The sequence below is a fragment of the Dermacoccus sp. UBA1591 genome, assembly GCF_002322065.1.
Taxonomy (GTDB): domain Bacteria; phylum Actinomycetota; class Actinomycetes; order Actinomycetales; family Dermatophilaceae; genus Dermacoccus; species Dermacoccus nishinomiyaensis.
Window position 1 is genome coordinate 2,548 of the sequence record NZ_DCNR01000095.1, and the last position, 521, is coordinate 3,068.

Sequence of the window (521 nt, forward strand, 5' to 3'; positions counted from 1 at the left end):
CCGTCACGCCGAACGCGTCGCGACGCTCAGCGGAACCTCCTTGAGCGCGTCCTGCACCTCGCCCTCGCCGAGTTCGTCGATGAGTGCGGCGGCTTCGCGCGCTGTCGTCAGCGTGTGCGCGCGGGCCTGCTCCATGGCGGGGTGCGCGCGCAGCAGCTCGAGGGCCTCGGCGTGCTCGGCGTCGTCCGTCAGTGGCCTCGCGAGCAGTGCCTTCAGGCGCGCGTCGGCGGGGTCGCTTGAGGCGTTGACATAGAACGTCGGCAGCGTCGCGACGCCCTCACGCAGGTCGGTGCCCGGGGTCTTGCCCGAAGTCTCGGCCTCGCTCGCGATGTCGAGGATGTCGTCGCTCAGCTGGAAGACGAGCCCGACGAGCTCGCCGTAGCGGCCCAGCACCTCGACGGTGCGCTCGTCGCAGCCGGAGAACATCGCCCCGTACTGCGCGGCGGCGGCGATGAGGACGCCCGTCTTGTCGGCGAGCACCTTGAGGTAGTACTCCATCGGGTCGGCGCCGTCGGGTGCCT

1 protein-coding gene is annotated in these 521 nt (G+C 71.2%); it reads right to left on the reverse strand.

The window, feature by feature from the left end; translation table 11 throughout:
* Positions 1–3: 3 nt before the first annotated feature.
* A partial coding sequence (locus tag B2284_RS10450; RefSeq protein ID WP_286697455.1) for a polyprenyl synthetase family protein occupies positions 4–521 on the reverse strand: 518 nt, incomplete at its 5' end.